13 protein-coding genes are annotated in these 18,671 nt (G+C 57.2%); 7 read left to right on the top strand and 6 right to left on the bottom strand.

Features of this window, described 5'->3' with window-relative positions; all coding sequences use genetic code 11:
* Nucleotides 1-97: 97 nt before the first annotated feature.
* The gene (locus tag IVA82_RS42685; RefSeq protein WP_247381128.1) at nucleotides 98-274 is read right to left on the bottom strand and encodes a hypothetical protein; all 177 of its coding nucleotides are present in this window, start codon (nucleotides 272-274) and stop codon (nucleotides 98-100) included.
* Nucleotides 275-633: 359 nt separating this feature from the next.
* On the opposite strand from IVA82_RS42685, the gene IVA82_RS42680 reads away from it, so the two are divergent.
* Nucleotides 634-1,770 (top strand): HlyD family secretion protein, encoded by a 1,137-nt coding sequence (locus tag IVA82_RS42680; RefSeq protein ID WP_247381126.1) that lies wholly within the window; start codon nucleotides 634-636, stop codon nucleotides 1,768-1,770.
* 43 nt (nucleotides 1,771-1,813) lie between these two features.
* Entirely contained in the window at nucleotides 1,814-3,433 is a 1,620-nt protein-coding gene (locus IVA82_RS42675; RefSeq protein WP_256469822.1) for an MDR family MFS transporter, read from the top strand.
* A gap of 1,126 nt (nucleotides 3,434-4,559) precedes the next feature.
* Here IVA82_RS42675 and IVA82_RS42670 read toward each other — a convergent pair.
* Genes IVA82_RS42670 through IVA82_RS42660 form a run of 3 tightly spaced genes read right to left on the bottom strand, consistent with a single transcriptional unit; the run spans nucleotide 4,560 to nucleotide 7,388 of the window.
* Nucleotides 4,560-5,546, bottom strand: a complete 987-nt coding sequence (locus IVA82_RS42670; RefSeq protein ID WP_247381124.1) for an ABC transporter substrate-binding protein — start codon at nucleotides 5,544-5,546, stop codon at nucleotides 4,560-4,562.
* A 31-nt stretch (nucleotides 5,547-5,577) separates the two neighbouring features.
* Entirely contained in the window at nucleotides 5,578-6,585 is a 1,008-nt protein-coding gene (locus tag IVA82_RS42665) for an ABC transporter permease (RefSeq protein WP_247381123.1), read from the bottom strand.
* A gap of 38 nt (nucleotides 6,586-6,623) precedes the next feature.
* The gene (locus tag IVA82_RS42660) at nucleotides 6,624-7,388 is read right to left on the bottom strand and encodes an ATP-binding cassette domain-containing protein (RefSeq protein ID WP_247381121.1); all 765 of its coding nucleotides are present in this window, start codon (nucleotides 7,386-7,388) and stop codon (nucleotides 6,624-6,626) included.
* A 524-nt stretch (nucleotides 7,389-7,912) separates the two neighbouring features.
* Between IVA82_RS42660 and IVA82_RS42655 the strand changes: the two genes are divergently transcribed.
* Together IVA82_RS42655 and IVA82_RS42650 are read left to right on the top strand one after the other, a co-directional pair.
* The gene (locus IVA82_RS42655) at nucleotides 7,913-13,393 is read left to right on the top strand and encodes an AAA family ATPase (protein WP_247381120.1); all 5,481 of its coding nucleotides are present in this window, start codon (nucleotides 7,913-7,915) and stop codon (nucleotides 13,391-13,393) included.
* A 543-nt stretch (nucleotides 13,394-13,936) separates the two neighbouring features.
* On the top strand, nucleotides 13,937-14,284 hold the full coding sequence (locus IVA82_RS42650) for a LysR family transcriptional regulator (protein ID WP_247381118.1): 348 nt from the start codon (nucleotides 13,937-13,939) through the stop codon (nucleotides 14,282-14,284).
* Between the two features lie 32 nt (nucleotides 14,285-14,316).
* On the opposite strand, the gene IVA82_RS42645 is transcribed toward IVA82_RS42650, so the two are convergent.
* Nucleotides 14,317-14,538, bottom strand: a complete 222-nt coding sequence (locus IVA82_RS42645) for a hypothetical protein (protein WP_247381116.1) — start codon at nucleotides 14,536-14,538, stop codon at nucleotides 14,317-14,319.
* 91 nt (nucleotides 14,539-14,629) lie between these two features.
* On the opposite strand from IVA82_RS42645, the gene IVA82_RS42640 reads away from it, so the two are divergent.
* Nucleotides 14,630-14,881, top strand: coding sequence for a hypothetical protein (locus IVA82_RS42640; RefSeq protein WP_247381114.1), 252 nt, complete (start codon nucleotides 14,630-14,632; stop codon nucleotides 14,879-14,881).
* 116 nt (nucleotides 14,882-14,997) lie between these two features.
* Here IVA82_RS42640 and IVA82_RS48360 read toward each other — a convergent pair whose 3' ends face one another.
* The gene (locus tag IVA82_RS48360) at nucleotides 14,998-15,165 is read right to left on the bottom strand and encodes an SDR family oxidoreductase (protein WP_253075584.1); all 168 of its coding nucleotides are present in this window, start codon (nucleotides 15,163-15,165) and stop codon (nucleotides 14,998-15,000) included.
* A gap of 836 nt (nucleotides 15,166-16,001) precedes the next feature.
* Between IVA82_RS48360 and IVA82_RS42630 the strand changes: the two genes are divergently transcribed.
* Both IVA82_RS42630 and cydB read left to right on the top strand, forming a co-directional pair.
* A complete protein-coding gene (locus IVA82_RS42630) occupies nucleotides 16,002-17,402 on the top strand; it encodes a cytochrome ubiquinol oxidase subunit I (RefSeq protein WP_247381112.1) in 1,401 nt (466 codons plus the stop codon).
* Nucleotides 17,399-18,409 carry a cytochrome d ubiquinol oxidase subunit II gene (gene cydB, locus IVA82_RS42625; RefSeq protein ID WP_247381110.1) on the top strand — a complete coding sequence of 337 codons (1,011 nt, stop codon included), beginning with the start codon at nucleotides 17,399-17,401 and terminating at the stop codon, nucleotides 18,407-18,409. Before IVA82_RS42630 ends, cydB begins: the two co-directional genes overlap by 4 nt.
* The last annotated feature ends 262 nt before the right edge of the window (nucleotides 18,410-18,671 follow it).

Below are 18,671 nucleotides of genomic sequence, written 5' to 3'. Positions count from 1 at the left end.
TCGTCTGCTCATCGTCTCTCCTGATTCGCGGGCCTATCGTGCCCGTCGTCAGGCAGAAACTCCACTTAACGTCCTGTGCAGATTTCCGGAGCCGGCTCTAAACAACAACTCCGACTGCCATCGCGATATAGCCTGAGATTGGCACATCGACGCCATCTGCGAGCCTCCAGCCCAGATAGGCAACAACACAGGTGGCAAGCAAAAGCGATACCAGCACAATCAAAATGATCCATGAGGCAACGCCCAGGCGCGCCGACATAGTCGGCTCATTCATGCTGCGGTCCCTGCTTCCTATGCTCCTCATCGAACAATCCTCCCGGCATTTTGCCCGCGCGGTTGAGCCACTTCTGCTTCACTTCGCCGGCCCTCCCATCCCGCTTCGGTAATGCCGCGGCGACACGCATCAATCCACCAACGTCAGGACAACCGCGGCACTCCACAAATAATGAACGCCCGCTTCTTTCTGTCCATCCGACGATCGGAAGATCTCGCTCACATCAACGTATGACTGATCGGGGCTAAATGTATGAGTGAATCCCGCGCGCTCTGTCCGCTAAGACGTATGTAATCGCCTTAGAGATGTCCGTTATTCAGATTGAGCTGAAGCCCCGCCTTCAAGTTTCGGAGGATGCCATGTCGACCCTTTCCTTTGCTGCTGAACAGAACGCCAAAGCCAGCCTTCGCCCGTCTCGGCAAGGGATCCGGCGGGCAGCGCTCGCGCTTGCCGTAGTGCTCGGCCTCACCGGAACCGCTTATTTCGGTCACTACTACCTCACCACCGGCCGTTATCTGGAAACGACCGACGACGCCTATGTCAAAGCAGACTCGACAATCATCGCACCGAAAATCTCCGGATACATTTCCGAGGTACTTGTTGCCGACAACGAGCAGGTTGCGGCCGGCCAGCCTCTGGCTCGAATCGACGACCGCGACTTCAAGACCGCGCTGAACCAGGCCAAGGCTGACGTTGCGGCCTCGGCAGCCGCGGTGAAGAACCTCGACGCGCAGATCGAATTGCAGGAGCCGCTGATCCAGCAGCAGGCGGCGGAGGTCGATGCGTCCGAGGCCAATCTGAAGTTCGCACAGGAAGAACGCACCCGTTACGACGGGCTGATGAAGTCGGGTTCAGGCACCGTGCAACGCGCGCAACAGACCGATGCCGCCTTGCGTGCGCAGGCCGCTCAATTGCAGCAGGGCAGGTCAGGTCTGATCGCCGCCAACAAAAAGGTCGAAGTACTGTCAACCGAGCGTGCCAGGGCGGTCGCGCAGCTCGACCATGCCCGCGCCCTCGAGCAGCAGGCGGTCCTGAATTTGTCTTATACGCAGGTGACCGCGCCCGTGGACGGTACGGTCGGCGCGCGCTCCCTCCGGGTGGGACAATATGTGCAGGCCGGAACCCAGCTGATGGCGGTTGTGCCACTGGATGCGGTCTATGTCGTCGCCAATTTCAAGGAGACCCAGCTCACTCATATGCGCAACGATCAACCGGTGGATCTGTACGTCGATAGCTTTCAGTCGACGAGGCTGAAGGGTCATGTCAACAGCTTGGCGCCCGCGAGCGGCCTGGAATTTACGCTGCTGCCGCCCGACAACGCGACTGGTAACTTCACGAAGATTGTGCAGCGCGTGCCAGTCAAGATCGTGCTCGACGATCCGAGCCTGAAAGGCCTACTGCGCCCGGGCATGTCGGCTGTGCCGACTGTCAACACCAAATCGGCCGCGGTCGCCAAGCGCGAGGCTGAGAAGCGGCTCGCCTCGGGCGGCCCCTAGTCCGGATCTGAGCGAATGCGCCCTCGCACGCGAGCAGACAATGATGACCACACTGCAAACTAAAGTCGACATCAGTTCTGCCAGCGAAGGTGAGCCACCCGTCGTAGCTGCAGCCGCTCCGCCCGTCCCAGTAAAGACCTGGCTCGCGGTGATCGGAGCCACGCTTGGCGCCTTCATGGCAGTGCTCAACATCCAGATCGTTAATGCTTCGCTTGCCAATATTCAGGGCGGTATCGGCGCGGGGATCGATGACGGCGGCTGGATCTCGACCTCCTATTTGATCGCCGAAATCGTGGTGATTCCCCTCAGTGGCTGGCTTGCCCAGGTGTTCTCGATCCGCATTTACCTCCTGACCAACGCCATCCTCTTCCTGGTGTTCTCGGCGGCGTGCGCACTTGCTCAAAACCTGCCGCAGATGATCGCGTTACGTGCCGTGCAGGGGTTCACCGGCGGCGTGCTGATCCCATTGGCGTTCACGCTGATCATCACATTGTTGCCGAAGGCGAAGCAGCCGATCGGCCAGGCGCTGTTTGCGATCTCCGCGACGTTCGCGCCGGCCATCGGACCGACGATCGGCGGCTATCTCACCGAAAACTGGGGCTGGCAATACATCTTCTACGTCAACATCGTGCCGGGTGCGATCATGATCGGCATGCTTTATTTCTCGTTAGAAGCAAAACCGATGAAGCTGTCGCTGCTGCGCGACGGGGACTGGCTGGGCATCGTCACCATGGCGATCGGGCTTGCGGCGCTGCAGACCGTGCTGGAAGAAGGTAACAAGGATGACTGGTTCGGTTCGCCCTTTATCGTGCGCTTCGCCGTCATTGCGGGGATCACGCTGCCGCTGTTCGTCCTCATCGAACTGACCAGCAAGAGACCGCTGCTGAACCTTCGCCTGCTGTTTCGTCGTAATTTCGGCTTCGGCGTTCTCGCGAACTTCCTGCTCGGCGTTGCCTTGTACGGTTCAGTCTACATTCTTCCCGTCTATCTATCGCGTGTCCAGGGCTACAATTCCGAGCAAATCGGCGCGGTACTGGCCTGGACCGGGCTACCGCAGCTTGTGCTGATTCCGCTGGTGCCGCGGTTGATGAAGCACGTCGAGCCGCGCATCATGATTGCCATTGGATTTGGGTTATTCGCCGTTTCCAACTTCATGAACATTTACATGACCAACGACTACGCCGCCGATCAGCTGTTTTGGCCGAACGTGGTCCGCGCCATTGGTCAGGCCCTGATGTTCGCTCCGCTGTCGGCGGTAGCAACTGCGGGGGTTGAGGCCGCCAACGCGGGCTCCGCGTCCGCGTTGTTCAACATGATGCGCCAGCTCGGCGGCGCCATTGGCATTGCCGCACTGCAGACGCTGCTGACCAAACGCGAGCAGTATCACTCCAACGTACTATCACAATCGGTGTCAGTGTTGGAGCAGGCGACCCGCACCCGAATCGAGGAGCTCACGCAATATTTCATGAACCACGGCGTCATTGATGGCGTTGACGCGGCGCACCGCGCCTACGTCGCGATCGGTCATATCGTGCAGAAGCAGGCCTATATCCTTGCCTTCAGCGACACGTTCTACTCACTGGGCGCGGCGCTGATCGTCGCGATGCTGGCGAGTCTCCTGCTCAAGAAGCCGGATCGCCTCGAGGCCGGCGGCGGACATTAGAGAATTTGGAACCAGGATTGCGAACGAGAACTACCATGAAGCGCCGTATAAATTTGTATCAATCCGCACCTCAAGCCATTCCTGAGCATCAACGATCATCCATGCTCTGACGAAGGTTTGCGATGGATCGTCGTGCCACGTTACCAATTGCGACGCTCGTGAAGGGATCCTCGCTTTTCGGCGCACGTGCCGCGCGCCGCGAAACAAAACATTCGCCTTCTCCCTGTGTGAACATGTACTCGGACATGTAGTGCGCGGCTAACCCACCACCGGCCACGATCGTGGTATAATCCAAACGCGCGATGAGCCCGTTTTCGTCGACGTGGAATATCTGATCCGGACAGTGAGTTCTAACCGACCTCGCGAAAAGTGATCTTTAGCCGCCGGCGTATACGTGCCTTGATCGGACACCGGATCTACTTCCTCCGCTTTCGCACTCTCAGTGACAAACATAAATGGAGTATTTAGATAGTTCCAAAGTGCATACCCAGAAAAGAAAGCCAAATGCAGCCTATCCCACTGTGCCAAGCCGAGAAGCCCGCCGATCAGCAGGCCGCCTGACCTTCACACAAGGCCATCATAGAGCTCGCCGTGACCACGCGCATGTCTCAATCAGGCGGTCTTCGTCGTATGCGTACCGCCATGCCCCTCCCGCTGCTGATCTGCCGACGAAGACTGGCGGATGCAATGCAGAGGGTCGAATCGCAAATGATCCAGGCAGCTGGATCGGAGACTATGTTGCTCGGCATGAACGTCTGCTGGCCGCCGGTGATACGATCATCATTGACGGATATTGTACGTCCGCCTGCACCATCATTCTCGGCATCATTCCCTCGCTACAGGATTTCGTCACGCCGAGCGCCGCACTGCTGTTTCGTGCGGCCTACAATCCAGCGCCGCGCGGCTGGAAGCTACTAACCGCGAGGCGCGCTGAGCGTGTGTATTCGCAAGTCAAACAAAATTCAGCGTTGGATCATCAAACTGGCGGACCGACGTCGCACGGAGCGCTACTAGGGGGACACACGCTTGCGGCAATGTATTCACGATGCTGTCAGGTATGAAACAACTGGCTTTCGATGCGCCACGATTAGGCCCCTAATTCGCCAAGCGACGATTGCTCATGAGACTAGTCACAGCGGTCCCGATAATAATATCGCTTCATACTCGCGACGTTTTGGTGATCGATCGCAACTGCTGAGATGGCGATAGACCTTTTGGTCGGCTTTTTCTCTAGTGCGTTTACCACCGCTTGAACGCCCTTGACCCCGATTTCGAAGGCATCCTGGGCGATAATGACGTCGATAATTCCCCGATCGAAGGCAGCTACGACTCCTGGTGTGGGGTCAAATGCAACGATCTTTACGGCGCCCACTTTGTTCATCTGCTGTAGTCCGGTCACTGTCCCTTCGCCGAGTATGCTAACGGTGTCATAAATACCCGCAATTTCGGGGTGGGCAGATAATGCGGCCGTCGTAACTGCCGCAGCCTTGCTTGCGTCGAATCCCGCAAACTCAACAGGAAGCACGGTAATCTTTGGATGACCCTTCATTTCTTCTAGAAACCCCTTCTGCCGCGCGTCTACGCTCGATATTCCAGGCTGAACGTTTACGACGAGGACCATCCCCACATCGTTTACAAGAGCCGCGAGCTTCTGCGCCGCAAGCGCTCCTCCCTGATAGTTGTCAGTCGCGATCTGTGCCACCGCGATCGACGCATCATCGACATGGGTATCAACCTCCGCGATCTGAATGCCTGCGTCCCTCATTTGCCTCAAAGCGGGGATCATTGCCCTGGTATCAACCGGAACTACCAGCGCAGCGTCGGGACGCTGGGCTGTGATCGCATTGAAGATTGACGTTTGCTCTCGCGGATCAAAGTGGTCACCTGCGGTGAAGCTGATTGTTGCGCCCGCCCTTTTTGCTTCCGATTCCGCCCCGCAATACATATGCGTAAAAAATGCTTCGCCTTTCACTGGCCCTACAAAGGAGATCTTGTACGCGTCGTTTGCATGAGCACTCCCCACGGCTAGGGACCCCGCCCATAATGCCAAACCGAAGATCGCACCTCCACCTTTAAGGAATTGCGCTTCTCGTTGAACACCAATAAAACACATGACCAACTCCCTGTTTATCTAAGCGTCGCAATTATGGACGGCGTCGAAGCCCTCGCCTCGACTGATCGACGTAAACGGCCGCGATCAACACAGCACCTACCGCGATCGATTGCCAAAATGACTGCACACCGATGATGATGAATCCATTTTGCAGCACCGCTGGGATCAACACACCGACAAGTGTACCAAACACGCTTCCGGAGCCGCCGAAGACGCTGGTGCCACCGAGCACTACCGAAGCAATCACGTTAAGATTATCGGAAGAATGGCCCGCAATAGTGGTCGTGTTGAACCTCGCGAGTGACATCAATCCAGCGAGACCGGCAAGAGATCCTTGAATAGCGTAGACCTTTATGAGGTGGCGTTCGACGTTAATCCCAGCGCGCCTCGCAGCTTCGATGTTCGAACCCACGGCATAGGTGTGCAGGCCAAACCGCGTGAACCGAAGAAAGAACCAGCCAAGAAACGTTACGATAGCCGCTTGGATGGCAAGCAATGGAACCCCTAGAATTGCACCTATTCCAAGTTCCGTCAGACGCAAGGGCACGCCACGAACATCGACGCCGTTTGTCAAAAGATGCGATGCACCCAGCGCAGCGCCCAACGTGCCCAGGGTCACGATCAATGCAGGCAAGCGAAGTTTGGCGATCAGCAATCCATTAAGAAGACCCCATGCCGCGCCAGCGAGAATGCCCACAACGAGGCCGGCGGCAAGCGAAATCCAGCCCGCATCTTCGCCTCCAATGGCGATCATGATCTTTGCGGCGGCGATTCCGCAAAAGACGAGAACAGATCCGATGGAAAGATCAATCCCGCCGACGATGAGGACGTACGTCATACCCACCGCCATGACTAACAAAGTCGCGCCATCAGTAGCTATGTTTCGAAGGTTGAAAAATGACGCAAACTGCGCTGGCCTGGCAATGGCAAAGGCGCCGGTTAGGAAGACAAGCACCAGAAAGATTGGCAAAGTGTTGGACGATATTATCAGTTTGCGAACATAGGATAACAATGGCAGATCCCGGGCGCGCCTCTCCATGTCGGAATCTCTTGTTGACCCCGGCGGGCGAGAGACAGTCATGCCTGGTTCTCTTGGACGAGAGCGCCGGTCATTGCGGCAACTAGTTCTTCTACAACAGTACTTGTTGTATCGAATTGAGCGACTCGTCGACCGTGCCTGAGCACTTCAATCCGATCGGAGACTGCCAGCACTTCAGGGATATTGTGGCTAATGAGGACAACCGAAATTCCGGTGTCACGCACGCACCGTATAACGTTAAGGAGGCGCTCTCTCTGCCCCACCCCAAGAGCAGCCGTCGGTTCATCCATAAAAACGATCTTGGACGCCCAGGCGACTGATCGTGCAACGGCCACGCCCTGTTGCTGACCGCCCGAGAGGGTACAGACGGCGGCATCCAAATTCACTATATGTCCGCCTAACTCGGCGAAGGCGCGAGCAGCTCGGTCTCGCATGCCTGTCGTATCAAGGACGCCCAGCCTTCCTAACAGCCCGCCGCACATCATTTCTCGCCCAAGAAACAGATTCGCGGCAGGCGTTAGATCAGGTGCTAACGCCAGATTCTGGTAAACTGTTTCGATACCGAGCTGCCGGGCGTTGTGGGGCGACTCGAATGAAACCTGCTTTCCTTCAAGAAGTATTTCGCCTGAATCAGGCCTAGCCACGCCCGACAAACAGTCGACGAGAGTGCTCTTTCCAGCTCCATTGTCGCCAATTAAGGCGACAACCTCTGCCTCACGAACGGAAAAGTTTGCACCTCGCAGTACTTCGATATGCGAGTAGGATTTCCGAATATTCCTGGCTTCTAGAACCAGACTTGCCATCGTCGGCGACCTTATCAATAGCAGCCACATCGCGCTAAGCATATTGTTGCTACGTTCAAAATTGTGTCGGAGAATGCAGCGGATTACAACGCGTGAAAAGGAGACCAAATTCAACCAAAAACAAGCGCAGCAAGTTCACACAACCTTTGTGCGAGAGCAGCCTGATCAAGACGAGTGAGGGGGCCTAGTCTCAATTGCCTACTTCGCCTGATATTCCGTTGGCGACTGAGCCGGACGCGGTCAAAACTTGCTTCGATTCTAACGAAGTCGTGATTGCATTCGCGGAAAGTGTCGCCTGCAGCCGGGGCGACTTCGATCTCGTTGGCTGCCGCGATCGGTTTGACATTCCTGTCGCGGTGGAGTTTGCGGGGTCGGGGCGCAGCCTTTAGGCGCTTGAAGTGTTGCTTTTGCGATGCCTCAAGCCGAATGTAACAAGGCCTGAGAAACTAGATCGGAGGCACGTGCAACGACAAATGAGCCCGCATATCTCGTTAAATGGTGATGGAGGTACTGGGAGTCTCGAAGTGCTGTCGGAGGACGGTGAATGCTCATTATGCCGGCAATCGTGGCTCGATGGAACGGGAATCTCCCGCAGTGTGCTTTTGCAACGCCTGACCGCAGAGCATCCATCGCCTGTAACGGTCAATCGTCTAACACATGAACATGAGCTCAGAGACATTCTCGATCGCCGCTGGGCTGCACGTCCCATTGACCTCGTCCGCGATCGCGGTGCGACAACGCTGGTTCTTGAGGATCCGGGTGGCGAGCCGCTCGAACGCCGTCTTCGGGAGCCGATCGCAACGCCTCAATTTCTCAAGTTCGCTATCGGCCTCGCGTCCGCTCTCCGCCAAGTTCATCACCATGGGCTGGTACACAAAGACCTGAAGCCGGCTCACATCCTGGTCGATGAGACTTCCGGAATTGCATGGCTGACGGGGTTCGGACTTGCATCGCGTCTTCGTCGTGAGCGTCAGGAGCCGCGACCACCAGAATTCATTCTTGGGACGCTCGCTTATATGGCGCCTGAACAAACCGGCAGAATGAACCGGTCGATCGATTCCCGCAGTGACCTGTATGCGCTTGGAACGATCTTTTACCAGATGCTCACGGGCGTTCTGCCATTCACAGCATCAGATCCAATGGAGTGGATCCACTGCCATATCGCTCGACCACCGCTGCCGCCACATGAGCGAATGACAAATGTTCCATTGCCGATTTCTCGCATAGTGATGAAGCTGCTCGCTAAGATGGCGGAAGACCGCTACCAAACCGCGGGTGGTGTTGAGCGCGATCTCCAGCGCTGCCTGACAGAATGGCAGAACGAGGGGCATATCGAAACGTTCTTGCCAGGCGAAACCGACACGTCGGATCGCCTATTGATACCTGAAAAGCTGTACGGACGAGCGAGAGAGATCGAAACCCTACTCTCTATTTTCCAACGCATGGTGGCGGGTAATCGGGCAGAATTGGTGCTCGTTTCGGGCTATTCTGGAATTGGGAAGTCGGCCGTTGTAAACGAGCTTCACAAAGCGCTTGTACCCCCTCGCGGCCTTTTTGCGTCAGGCAAGTTCGATCAATACAAGCGTGACATTCCATACGCTACGTTAGCTCAGGCCTTACAGGGCCTGGTCCGTTCGCTCTTAGGTAAGAGCGATGCAGAACTGAACAACTGGCACGAAGCGTTCGCCGAGGCCTTAGGGTCGCTCGGATCGCTGATAGTGGGCTTAGTTCCTGAACTGAAGGTGATCATAGGGGAACAGCTGCCTGTTCCCGAGCTTTCGCCGCAAGATGCCCAAGCTCGCTTCCACTTAGCGTTTCGACGATTTATCGGGGTCTTCGCGCGACGCGAACATCCTCTCGCTTTATTTCTTGACGACCTGCAATGGCTGGACTTGGCGACACTCGACTTGCTCGAAGACTTACTGCGCCAACCGAACCTACAATATTTGATGTTGGTGGGTGCCTATCGAGACAACGAAGTTGATTCAACTCATCCCCTGATGCGTAAGCTGCACGCGATTCGTCAATCGGAAGGGCCCGTCCACGAAATCACCCTTGCTCCTTTAACACCTACGGATCTGGAAGCTCTATTCGCAGACGCCCTCTCCTGCAGGACGGCGCGCGTGGCGGAGCTCGCACGTGCCGTCCATCAAAGAACAGGCGGCAACCCGTTTTTTGCAATTCAATTTCTTTCTGCCCTTGTCGACGAGAAGCTATTGATGTTTGACAACGCGCGGGCGGAGTGGTCGTGGGATCTGAATAGCATTCATACCAAGAGCTTCACGGACAATGTCGTTGACCACATGGCAGGCAAACTGAACCGTCTGCCTATCAAGACACAAGAGACACTAAAAGAACTTGCTTCTCTAGGAAGCGAAGCTGATTTCGGTACGCTCGCGATCATTCACGGTAGCTCCGAAGAACAGCTGCACCGAGACCTTTGGGACGCGCTCCTTCTCGAATTCATTGCCCGCTCGCAGCATTCTTATAGGTTTGTCCACGACCGCATCCAGGAAGCTGCTTATTCGATGATCCCAGTGAATTTGCGCGCCAAGGCCCATCTAGAAATTGGAAGATTGCTCGTGGCGCGCACTCCGTCAGGAGGGCAGAAACACGCCATCTTTGATATAGTCAATCAACTCAACCGTGGGGCCGCACTGATCACGTCACGAGACGAGGCCGAGCGTCTCGCGGAGTTCAATCTTATGGCTGGCAAGCGCGCAAGGGCCGCAACAGCCTACGTCTCAGCCGCACAGTATTTTCATGCCGGAGCGGCACTCGCAGCAGACGACTGGTGGGAGAGGCGTCACGGGCTCGCCTTCGCCTTGGATTTTCACCGAGCCGAGTGTGAATATCTGATTGGCGACCTTGCTGCTGCCGACAAACGATTGACCAGGCTCGCAGCTCGGGCCATGGACACGGTCGAGCGAGCAGCCGTCGTGGGCTTGTGCATCGATTTGTACACAACTCTTGATCAGATTGATCGGGTGATCGGCGCCTTTCTCGACTACCTCCGTCACCTCGGCATTGAGTGGTCGCCTCATCCAATCGACACTGAAGCGGATCTCGAGTACCGGCGAATTTCGTCGCAGCTTGCAGGTCGTGCGATCGCGGACCTCATCGACCTGCCCCTGATGAGTGATCCTGCATCTCTTGCGACCTTGAACGTGCTCACCAAGATCTATCCGACGGCCATGCTCACCGACAGGAATCTCCTTTCCATGGCTGTGTGTCGCGCAGTCAATCTCAGCCTTGAACAAGGCAATACCGATGCTTCTTGCGTCGCCTACGTGTATTTCGGCGGGGTCGCGGGAGCGCGATTCGCCGACTATGATACTGGGTTTGAATTTGGTCAGCTTGCATTTGGCCTCGTCGAACAGCGTGGCTTAAATCGCTTTCGGGCGCGAACTTACCATTGGCATGCACAGTTTGTGCTCCCTTGGAGGTTTCATCCGAAAGACTGCCGTGAGCTAATACGACGGGCCTTCGACGCGGCAATCGAAACAGGCGACCTACCCGTTGCTGCATATAGTCTTGATTATCTGAATACGAACTCTCTCGCCGCTGGCGAACGCCTGGATCAAGCACAACGGCAGGCTGAAGCCGGCCTCGCGTTCGTCAAGACGAGGCGGTTTGGCCACCAGATTGACATCCACGCAACACAGCTTGGCCTGATCAAGAATCTCCGCGGGCTGACGTACAAATTTGGCTCGCTCGACGATGGAGAGTACAGCGAAGCTCTGGTCGAACAACACTTTACGCCACATCCAGCGGTGTATTGGATTCTGAAACTGCAGGCCCGCTTTCACGCGCGCGACTATGCTTCAGCGCTCGCCGCTGCGGAGAAAGCGCGCCCTAAACTCTGGGCGGTGGGCGCGATGTTTGAAGCGGCGGAATATCACTACTATGCAGCGCTTTCCCACGCAGCGTCTTGCGTTCCCACGTTCCCTAAGCACCAGGATCGTCTGCCTTCGCAGCCGACGGATTTTCAGCGCCACTTCCAGGCACTGGTTGCCCATTGCACACAACTCGAGGCTTGGGCGGAGTATTGCCCCGAAACTTTCGAAAATCGGGCAGCATTGGTCCGCGCCGAGATCGCCCGCATCGAGGGGCGAGAACTCGACGCCGAGCGGCTATACGAACGCGCCATCAGTTCGGCACATGCCGCAGACTTGGTCCAACACGAGGCCATTGCAAGTGAATTTGCGGGGCAATTTTACTTAGCACGCGGCTTTGAGCGCATAGCGAATGCCTGTTTTCGCGATGCCCGTTACTTCTATTCGCGGTGGGGCGCGGATGGCAAGGTGCGGCAACTCGACGAGCTCTATCCGCACTTGCTCGCTCCGAAGGGATCGTATTTGACGAGCTTCATAGGCTCCTCCCTTCAAGATCTGGATACGGCGAGCGTGGTCAAGGCATCTCAAGCCTTATCCAGCGAAATCGTTTTGCCGAAGCTGCTTGAACGGCTCATGACGATCACGATCCAGAACGCAGGAGCAGAGCGTGGCCTTTTGATTTTACCGTCGGGCGGCGATTATGTAATCAGGGCTGAGGCGAAAGCTAACGGAAGCGAGATCGAAGTCGTACTGCGCGAAGAGCAGGTTACTCATGTCAGCTGCCCCGAATCCCTTGTCCGCTATGTCGTGCGTACGCAGGAAAGCGTAATTCTTGGCGATGCGTCCAAACCAAACCTGTTCTCGGGGGACGCCTATCTTCGCGATCGCAACTCCAAGTCGATCTTCTGCGTTCCGCTTGTCAAACAACGGCAGCTGGTCGGGATTCTTCTCCTCGAAAATTCGTTGATTTCACACGCGTTCACGCCAGCCGGGATCGCCGTCCTGGAAATGATGGCGGCACAGGCCGCGATCTCGCTGGAGAACACGCGCCTTTATGGCGAACTGCAAGAACGGGAAACTAAGGTTAGGCGCCTTATCGACTCAAATATAATTGGAATCTTGATCGGGAACCCCGATGGTTGCGTTCAGGAGGCCAACCAAGCTTTTCTCGATATCGTTGGATACGATCAAATGGATCTCGCCGCTGGTCGACTGCGTCGGACAGAGCTAACGCCGGCGGAGTGGCGAGATCGGGACGAGCGGGCTCTATTCGAAATGAGGACGTCCGGAACTACTCAACCATTCGAGAAGGAGTACTTCCGGAAAGACGGCAGTCGTGTGCCGGTGCTGGTCGGAGGCGCAAAGCTGGACCAACGAGGAGATGAAGTTGTCATCTTTGCGGTCGACCTGACCGAGCGCAAGCGCGCCGAAGCGGAATTGGCCCACGCAAACCGCGTTGCGACAATGGGCCAACTGACAGCCTCCATTGCCCACGAAGTCAATCAACCTCTTGCTGCACTGCTTACGAACGCTGAAACCACGGTGCGCTGGCTCGAGCGTCAACCGCCGAATCTGGAAAGAGCGCGGCCATTGATCAATCGTATTATCGATGACGGCAGGCGTGCCGCCGACATTTTGAGCCGGATCCGCGATTTCTCCAAGAAGGCGCCCGCGCGGAGAGAAAATGTAGATATCAATGAAGCAATTCTTGGCATTGTAGGATTAGCGCGTGCGTCAATATCGGACAGTGACGTTTTGATGAAAATAGATTTGGCCGACAATCTACCGCCTATCTTCGGGGACGGGATTCAGCTGCAACAGGTCGTCCTGAACTTGATAACGAATGCTATCGAGGCCATGAGTGAGACCACGGATGCCGCGCCACGTGAGTTGCAGATCAGCACAAATTACATCGAGGCTGCCAACGTACTTGTTGCGGTAGGTGACACGGGACCTGGTCTGCCACAAGCGAACTCTGAAAGGATATTCGAGGCGTTCTACACGACAAAGCCTACCGGTTTAGGGATGGGACTTTCGATTTGCCGCTCGATCATCGAAGCGCATGGCGGTCGGCTCTGGGCAACGCCGAATAAACCTCGAGGAGCAATTGTCTGCTTCTCGTTGTCAGTCGCAGAGAAACCGTCACACCTCAATAGCCCACCGGTTTAGCGTCAGAATCGTAAGCGCGGAGCCGATAGACTGGCTTCAGACTTAGAATGAATGTATGAAGAAGCCTCCGTTTGGATGGGATTGGGCAGCAAAAAGGACGTCCATTTGGACGGGTCATCGTTAGGGCCGGTGAGCCGGCAGGAGGCCCTCGAAGGACCGTCGGGTCGCCATGTGCGTTCGGACGCTGAGAGAGCCCGGATCGTCGCCGAGAGTCTGCTACCAGGTGTTATTCGGCGCCCGATTTGACCTCCGACCGGCGCCGGGTTGACCCCGGCCCGCACTGCTCTTGAACCATTACCAGGATGATCTCACGAGCGGGGTCAATGTTGGGGGCCGATAAGAGTGAAAGTTCGACGCCTATTTTTCACTCGCGTCGAGCGGTCGAGGGGCAGGCGATTGATGGCGCCGGCTCCAAACACAACGCGTGCCGGATAAGCGTCGAAGATGAAAGACTTCATAACAGTCCCCATCTCGTTTTGGGCGCTTGCCCCAAGTGACGCTGGGATAGTGTGAGAGGCGCGGCTAAGCTATCGTCGGGCAGATATGAAGACTACTCCGGGAAAGCACACTGAGGACCTCGACCTGCACGCGCTTCCGGTTCTCGACGTGCTGTTCCGCGAGCGCAGCATCACGCGCGCCGCCGACGCCTTGCGTACTCAGCAGCCAGCCCTGAGCAAGACGCTGGCGCGCTTGCGCGTGTATTTCGACGACCCCCTGTTCGTCCGCGTCGCGCTGCACATGGAGCTAACCGCGAAGGCGCTCGAACTGGAGAAACCGGTTCGGGCACTGCTTGACGGCTCCCAGCGCCTGCGCAGCGAGCAGACCCAGTTCGACGCGTTCCGATCGACACGGGAATGTCGCGTGTCACACTCGATGCCGGCGTCATCGTGATGCTGCCGCCGGTCATCAAAACCCTGCTCGGCTCAGCGCCAAATGTACGATTGCGCGCTGCCCAGGTCGGGCTGCAGGACCTGCACACCTGGCTCGAATCCGCGAGATCGATCTCGCGCTCGGCGAATTCCCGCTGCTCGTCCGGCATAAAGCGGCAGAAATTGTTCTCTGGTCAGCACATGTGCATTTTCCAGAAAGACCATCCGCGGCTCGTCCGATCGCCGTCGCTGGCCGAATTCCTCGACGAGCAGCACATCTTCATCACCGCGGCCGGCACAGGCCATCCCCACCAGGTGGCGGAACGATCGCTGGAAAGCCAGCTACCGGCGAAGAACATCATCGCGCATGTGCCAAGCTTCAAGCACCGCTGCGATCCTGGCCAAGAGCACCAATGCGGTGGCGACGATGCCGGGGTCGGTTGCGACCGTACTGGCACGCGAACTCGACATGCGGCTTGCGAAGCCGCCGATCAAGCTGCCGGAATTCGAAGTTGCGCAACGTTGGCATGAACGGTTCGACCGCGATCCCGGCAACCAATGGCTGCGCGCGGTGATCAATACCGACTTCGGCGGCAAGCCGCCCGGACGGAAGCGCTAGTTTCCGCCCTGTCACGAACTCGCGTCAGGCCGCAGCGCTCGCCGGCGCCGCGGCCGAAGCATTCTCTACAGGCTGCAGTACGAAGTCATATTCGAGCAGCCAGAAGGGCCGCTCGGCTATCTTGCCCTTGCCGAGGCGATCTCCGCCGGCTGCGCTAGGCGGCCGAGCGGTGTGCGGTCGAGCATGACGCCCTCGAGAAAGGCGGTGGGAATGGCGTCGCGGATCATCGGCGTTTCGACTCGGTTCGGCGCCACCGCATTCACGCGCACGTCGTGGTGGCCCATTCCGCCGCCAAAATCTTGGTGAGGCCGACCAATCTCCATTTCGAGGCCGCGTAGTTGGCCCGGCCGGGCTGGCGCCCTTGGCGGTAATGGAGGCGATGGTGACGATCGCGCCGTGGCCATGTGCGATCAGCACCTCGCCGGCGGCGCGGCAGGTGTAGAACGCGCCTTTAGGATTGATGTCGAGCACGTCGGAGAACGTCTTGTCGTCCATAGCTCCCGCGGCGGCCGCGCGCGCGATGCCCGCGCAGGGGGCCGCTCCGTCCAGCCGGCCAAGGCGCTCTCGCCTTCGGTGTGAGACACGGCTCCGGCATCGGCGCGGGTCGGCCGACGAGACGCTCGGTTACAGGCGTCTTCGCTGGCTAAGCGATCGACTCGCTGGCGTATTTGTTTATCTCACAGGATGTTGAGCAATCCTGCGGGAGCCGACCTGCCGCGCCAGGCCACTCTCGGGCCACACCGATCATATCAAAGTATGAATGCGCCATATTGTCCGATGATTGGCGCAGCAGACAGAGGGACTCTAGGCTGAAAGGGAGTATCCGCCACGGATAGTCGAGTGTCAGATGGCTTACCAGAATAGAGAAAAGTACGTTAGCCGACGCTTTGAATTGACGCGATGGAGCGCCTGCCTCTCGGATAAATGCGCGGCAACTAGTGGAGACCCCGGCCGAAGTTCATCAATGACCGCGCAGATCCGAATTTGTAAGCGCCGATCATCAACCGGTCGGCGCAGATAAAATTTTGCGAATAGGGGCGCGTCATTTAGGCGTCGTCCCGTATGAACGCCAAGATCGGCCTTTGACAGCCACTCGCAGTCACCATTGGAGCCGCACAAAATGGACTTTGATCCGGTATTTCTATCGCGCCTGCAATTCGCCTGGGTAATCGGCTGGCATATTCTACTTCCGGCATTTACCGTGGGGGCAGCCGCGTACATCGCTGTTCTCGAGGGGTTTCATCTGGCCACTGGCCGCGACGTCTATCTTCGTGTGTCAATGTTCTGGATCCGCATATTCTCGGTCGCCTTCGGAATGGGCGTCGTAACCGGCGTGGTGATGCCGTTTCAACTCGGCACTAACTGGAGCCGTTATGCTGATGCTACATCCAACGTTCTCTCACCGTTGTTCGCCTATGAGGGGTTGACGGCCTTCTTCCTCGAAGCGGGGTTTCTCGGCGTTCTGCTGTTCGGACGGAAGGTGGTACCCCGCTGGACCCACTTTTTTGCCGCGCTGATGGTTGCCACGGGTACGCTGTTCTCGTCGTTCTGGATCCTGTCGGCCAACAGCTGGATGCAAACCCCGGCGGGCTACGAAATCATCGATGGCCGTTTCTACCCAACGGACTGGATAGCGATCATCTTTAATCCATCTTTTCTCCCAAGGTTGGCGCACACCGTCGTCGCATTCTTCATCACTGCAGGTTTTGTCGTACTCGGAACCGGGGCCTATCTGATCCGACGCGGACAATTTTTGGCGGAAGGGCAGACGATGCTGTCCATGACGCTTTGGCTTCTGACCGTACTGGTGCCACTGCAGATTTTTCTCGGCGACCATCATGGTCTCAATACGCTGGAGCACCAGCCTGCAAAGCTGGCGGCGATCGAGGCACGTTGGGGTACGGCTCGCAAGGTTCCCCTGACACTGCTCGCGATCCCCGATGAAAGAACGCAGAGCAATCGAGCCGCGATCGAAGTCCCGGGTCTCGGAAGCCTCATCCTAACCCACAAACTTGACGGCGAAGTCAAAGGTCTCAAGGACTTCCCACCCGATCAACGGCCACCTGTTGCGATACCCTTTTTTGGATTCCGGATCATGGTGGGATGCGGCATGCTGATGCTCGGCATCGTGCTACTCGGTGGATGGTTACGCTGGCGCGGCCGACTGGTGGAGACACGCCGGTTCTTGCTTTTGTGCCTCCTCGTCTCTCCGATCGGGTTCATCGCTGTGATCGCCGGCTGGGCTGTTACCGAGGTCGGCCGCCAGCCTTGGACCGTCTATGGCCTGCTTCGAACGGCCCAATCCGTCTCGCCGTCGTTGACAGGCCGCGATGTGGCAATCTCGCTGCTGGCTTACACGACCGTCTATCTCATCATGTATCCCGCCGGATTATTGTTGATGCTGCGTATTGTACGTGCAGGGCCAGGGTCTCCGGCTGGCGACGTTACAACGATCGCGGCTGGCAGGCCCGGAGCCCCCGTGCTGGCAGGCGCGGCATTTACGGAGGCGCGTGAACCATGATCCACGTATTGGACTTTGTACCGATCTGGACGTTAATTCTCGGGATGGCCGTGTTCTTTTATGTTCTGCTCGACGGCTTCGACCTTGGCGTCGGCATTCTATACGGCTTTGCACCAAACACCCCCGCGCGCAATTTTCTGATGACCTCGATCGCGCCTGTCTGGGATGGCAACGAAACCTGGCTGGTTTTCGGGGGGCTCGGCTCGTTTGCGGCATTCCCCCTCGCCTTCGCCATCGTCATCCCGGCCGTCTATTTTCCGATTCTGGTGATGCTGCTGGCGCTGGTGTTTCGCGGGGTCGCCTTCGAATTCCGGTTTCGCGATTCCGAACACAAAACACTTTGGGATCATGCTTTCAGTTTCGGATCTGGCGTTGCAACCTTCGCGCAAGGAATGGTGCTCGGGAGCATTATCCAAGGGTTCCAGGTTAGCGGCCGGGTATTCGCCGGCTCATCGTTTGATTTCCTGACGCCGTTCTCGATCCTGACGGGGGTCGCCTTACTGTTCGGCTATGGATTGCTTGGCGCGGGCTGGCTGATTCTCAAGACCGAAGGAGATTTGCAAGAGAGCGCCCGCCGTCAAGGACGCGTTTGCCTCATCGGTGTCCTATTAGCGATTGCGATCGTCAGCGTCTGGACGCCCAGCATGAACGCAGCAATTGCCGCGCGCTGGTTTGCGCTTCCAAACATCCTCATTTTGGCACCGATTCCTATCGCCACGGTTACCACCGCAATTTTTACCTGGCGCGCCTTCAATAGCCGCTCGGAGGTCTTGCCGTTCGCCGGGGGCCTAGGCCTTTTTGCTCTTTCCTTTTTCGGAATTGCGATCAGTCTTTATCCGACAATCGTGCCGCCCCATCTCACACTTTGGGAGACCGCATCCTCCGATCGGACGCAGGCATTCCTGCTCGTGGGGGCGCTCGTGTTACTTCCGACAATCTTGATGTATACGAGTTGGTCCTATTGGGTATTTCGGGGCAAAGTGCGATCCGATATTGGGTATCACTGAAACAATCCCGACAAAGGGACAATTGAGGCCGCGCGAAACCCCGCTTATCGCCGATCAATCTGGCCCACGCATAAGTGGAGAAGCTCGGGGCCAGAGCAAGCAGAGCCGGCTCCGGAAATCTGCACAGGACGTTAAGTGGAGTTTCTGCCTGACGACGGGCACGAGAGCCGGCTCCGGAAATCTGCACAGGACGTTAAGTGGAGTTTCTGCCTGACGACGGGCACGATAGGCCCGCGAATCAGGAGAGACGATGAGCAGACGA

The organism is Bradyrhizobium sp. 142, assembly GCF_023074015.1.
Taxonomy (GTDB): Bacteria; Pseudomonadota; Alphaproteobacteria; order Rhizobiales; family Xanthobacteraceae; genus Bradyrhizobium.
The sequence above is the reverse complement of the archived record's forward strand: the minus strand, read 5'-3'. Positions and strand labels throughout refer to the sequence as shown.

What these genes read in the sequence shown, in the direction of transcription:
- IVA82_RS42680 (WP_247381126.1), top strand. Translation starts at nt 634, where the DNA reads ATGTCGACCCTTTCCTTTGCTGCTGAACAGAACGCCAAAGCCAGCCTT.
- IVA82_RS42660 (WP_247381121.1), bottom strand. Translation starts at nt 7,388, where the DNA reads ATGGCAAGTCTGGTTCTAGAAGCCAGGAATATTCGGAAATCCTACTCG.
- IVA82_RS42650 (WP_247381118.1), top strand. Translation starts at nt 13,937, where the DNA reads ATGAAGACTACTCCGGGAAAGCACACTGAGGACCTCGACCTGCACGCG.
- cydB (WP_247381110.1), top strand. Translation starts at nt 17,399, where the DNA reads ATGATCCACGTATTGGACTTTGTACCGATCTGGACGTTAATTCTCGGG.
- IVA82_RS42670 (WP_247381124.1), bottom strand. Translation starts at nt 5,546, where the DNA reads ATGTGTTTTATTGGTGTTCAACGAGAAGCGCAATTCCTTAAAGGTGGA.
- IVA82_RS42640 (WP_247381114.1), top strand. Translation starts at nt 14,630, where the DNA reads ATGTGCCAAGCTTCAAGCACCGCTGCGATCCTGGCCAAGAGCACCAAT.
- IVA82_RS42685 (WP_247381128.1), bottom strand. Translation starts at nt 274, where the DNA reads ATGAATGAGCCGACTATGTCGGCGCGCCTGGGCGTTGCCTCATGGATC.
- IVA82_RS42675 (WP_256469822.1), top strand. Translation starts at nt 1,814, where the DNA reads ATGACCACACTGCAAACTAAAGTCGACATCAGTTCTGCCAGCGAAGGT.
- IVA82_RS42665 (WP_247381123.1), bottom strand. Translation starts at nt 6,585, where the DNA reads ATGGAGAGGCGCGCCCGGGATCTGCCATTGTTATCCTATGTTCGCAAA.
- IVA82_RS42630 (WP_247381112.1), top strand. Translation starts at nt 16,002, where the DNA reads ATGGACTTTGATCCGGTATTTCTATCGCGCCTGCAATTCGCCTGGGTA.
- IVA82_RS48360 (WP_253075584.1), bottom strand. Translation starts at nt 15,165, where the DNA reads ATGGGCCACCACGACGTGCGCGTGAATGCGGTGGCGCCGAACCGAGTC.